General features: G+C 63.0%; 2 protein-coding genes. Both read left to right on the forward strand.

Annotated features, from left to right (window positions below; genetic code table 11):
* Nucleotides 1–499: phosphopantetheine-binding protein (locus LCU97_RS26420; protein ID WP_232778201.1), on the forward strand; the 499-nt coding region annotated here is incomplete at its 5' end.
* Nucleotides 500–835: 336 nt separating this feature from the next.
* Nucleotides 836–2,647 (forward strand): condensation domain-containing protein (locus LCU97_RS26425; protein ID WP_232778202.1); only part of this gene is annotated, 1,812 nt, incomplete at its 3' end.

The raw sequence follows: 2,647 nt of genomic DNA on the forward strand, positions 1-2,647 counted from the left end.
TGATAAGCGTCTGGTGGCGTATTTCACCCAGCTCGGGCCGGGCAAAGCGGTAGACGCAGGCCACCTGCGCGGGCATCTGCAAGCGCAATTGCCTGAGTACATGGTGCCGGCGGCTTACGTTCGCCTGGATGCACTGCCCCTGACCCCCAACGGCAAGCTTGACCGCAAGGCCTTGCCACTCCCTGACAGCGATGCGTTCGTTACGCATGCCTATGAAGCCCCCGTGGGAGAGGTGGAGACGAAGCTTGCCTCGTTGTGGGCCGAGTTGCTGAAAGTCGAGCGGGTCGGTCGCCATGATCATTTCTTCGAACTGGGCGGCCATTCCCTGCTGGCCGTGACCTTGATCGAGCGCATGCGCAAGGAGGGTATGGAGGCCGATGTCCGGGTGCTGTTCGGTCAACCGACGCTGGCGTCGGTGGCATCGGCGGTCGGGCAGGTGCAGCGTATCGACGTGCCCGTGACGAAGATTCCCGCCCTCAAGCGTCAGCGGCGCATCTGATTTTTCAAAGCCTGTAGATCCGAGGGAAAAGGGGCTGTCGTGGCAGGCCTTCTCCCTCGGATTTCCTCCTGGTGCAACGCCAGCCCGACCGGTGCCGGGGCTTGTCCCTGCTTCCCATGACAGACATGCCCCACCGAATGCTCTAATTTTTTTTGGCCTGTAAGGAGCCAGTCCGGGGACGGATCTCCTTCGGTTGAACATGACGATTTCTCTGTCTTGGCCCGTACGCCGTGATCGGCTCGACCGCTGCCAATCCCTGCGTCCAGGCGCTACGCCGTACCTGAAAGACGACCTTTTTATCGTCAACCACTCCGAACTAAAAAAGCAGGTTCTTCGATGCAATTCAGCGAATTGATGGCAGCGCTTTCCAAGCACCCGATCCGTCTCCAACAGGACGACGATAACCTTGTGGTCCAGGGCGATGACGAAGGACTGGACGACGCGTTGTGGGAAAGCCTTGCCCTTTACAAGCGTGAATTGCTCGAGTTGGTGGAACGTAACGGTGGCGACTGGTTGAGCCCGGCGTTTCGTATCACCCCCGACATGCTGCCCCTGGTCAGCCTGAGCCAGGAGCAGATCGACCGGATTATCGACGGCGTGCCCGGAGGCGCGGGCAATGTCCAGGACATTTACCCCCTGGCGCCGTTGCAGGAAGGCATTCTTTACCATCACCTCGCTGCGCAGCAGGGTGATCCCTACGTGCTGCATACCCTGTTCGGGGTCGATCAACGCGCCCGCCTGGACGATTTCCTCAACGCCTTGCAAGGCGTGATCGACCGCCATGACATCCTGCGCACCTCAGTGGCGTGGGAAGGGCTGGATGAGCCGGTGCAAGTGGTCTGGCACAAGGCCGTGTTGTCACTGGAAGAGCTTCAGCTCGACCCGGCCGAGGGCGCCATCGAGGCACAGTTGCAACAACGCTTCGACACCCGCCACCACCGCCTGGATATGGGCCGGGCGCCCTTGCTGCGCCTGGTCTGCGCCGAGGATCGCCCCAACCAGCGTTGGGTAGCGCTGCTGTTGTTCCACCACATGGCCCTGGACCACGCCGCCCTGGAGTTGGTGCAGTACGAGATGCAGGCGTTCCTGCTGGGCCAGGGCGATGCGTTGCCCGAGGCCGTTCCGTATCGCAACTATGTGGCGCAAGTACGCCTGGGTGTAAGCCGACAGGAGCACGAAGCGTTCTTCCGCGACATGCTTGGTGACGTGGACGAGCCGACTTTGCCGTTTGGCCTGCAAGAGGTGCAAGGCGCAGGGCAGATGATCGAAGAAGCGTTCCGCAAGCTTCCGGACAGCCTGGGCCAAGGCTTGAGAACCCAGGCCCGGCAGCTGGGCGTGAGCGTTGCGAGCCTGGTTCATCTGGCCTGGGCGCAAGTGCTGGGGCGTGTCTCCGGGCGCAGCGATGTGGTGTTCGGTACCGTCCTGCTGGGGCGGATGCAGAGCGGCGAGGGGGCCGACCGGGCGCTGGGCATGTTCATCAACACCTTGCCGTTGCGGGTGACCGTGGGACAGATCGATGTCCGTGCGGGCGTGAAAACCACCCATGCGCGATTGACCGCGTTGCTGGGCCACGAGCATGCCTCGCTGGCGCTGGCACAACGCTGCAGCGGCGTGGCCGCCCCGACGCCGTTGTTCAGCGCCTTGCTCAATTACCGCCACACCGGTACGGCGACTTCGAGCGAAGCGCTGTCGGCCTGGAACGGTATCCAGGTACTCGGCGGCGAGGAGCGCACCAACTATCCGCTGATGCTGTCGGTGGACGATATGGGGGAGGCCTTCAGCCTGACCGTCCAGGCGGTGAAGGGCGTTGGCGCGGCACGGATTGGCGCCTGCGTGGAAACCGCCTTGGCGAGCCTGGTGGACGCGTTGCAGCATGCGCCGGAATCCTTGCTCTCCGGACTCTCGGTCATGCCGGAGGCGGAGCGCGAACAGCTATTGGTGACGTTCAATGCCACGCAAGCGGAGTATCCGCTGGAGCAAACGGTTCACGGTTTGTTCGAGGCTCAGGTAGAGCGGACGCCGAACGCGCTGGCGGTGCTCCACCGCGGGCAGCGCCTGGATTATCGCGAACTGAACGAGCGGGCCAACCGCCTGGCGCATTACCTGCGCAAGCAGGGTGTGCAGCCTGATTCGCGGGTGGCGATCTGT

The organism is Pseudomonas uvaldensis (assembly GCF_021271205.1).
GTDB lineage: Bacteria > Pseudomonadota > Gammaproteobacteria > Pseudomonadales > Pseudomonadaceae > Aquipseudomonas > Aquipseudomonas uvaldensis.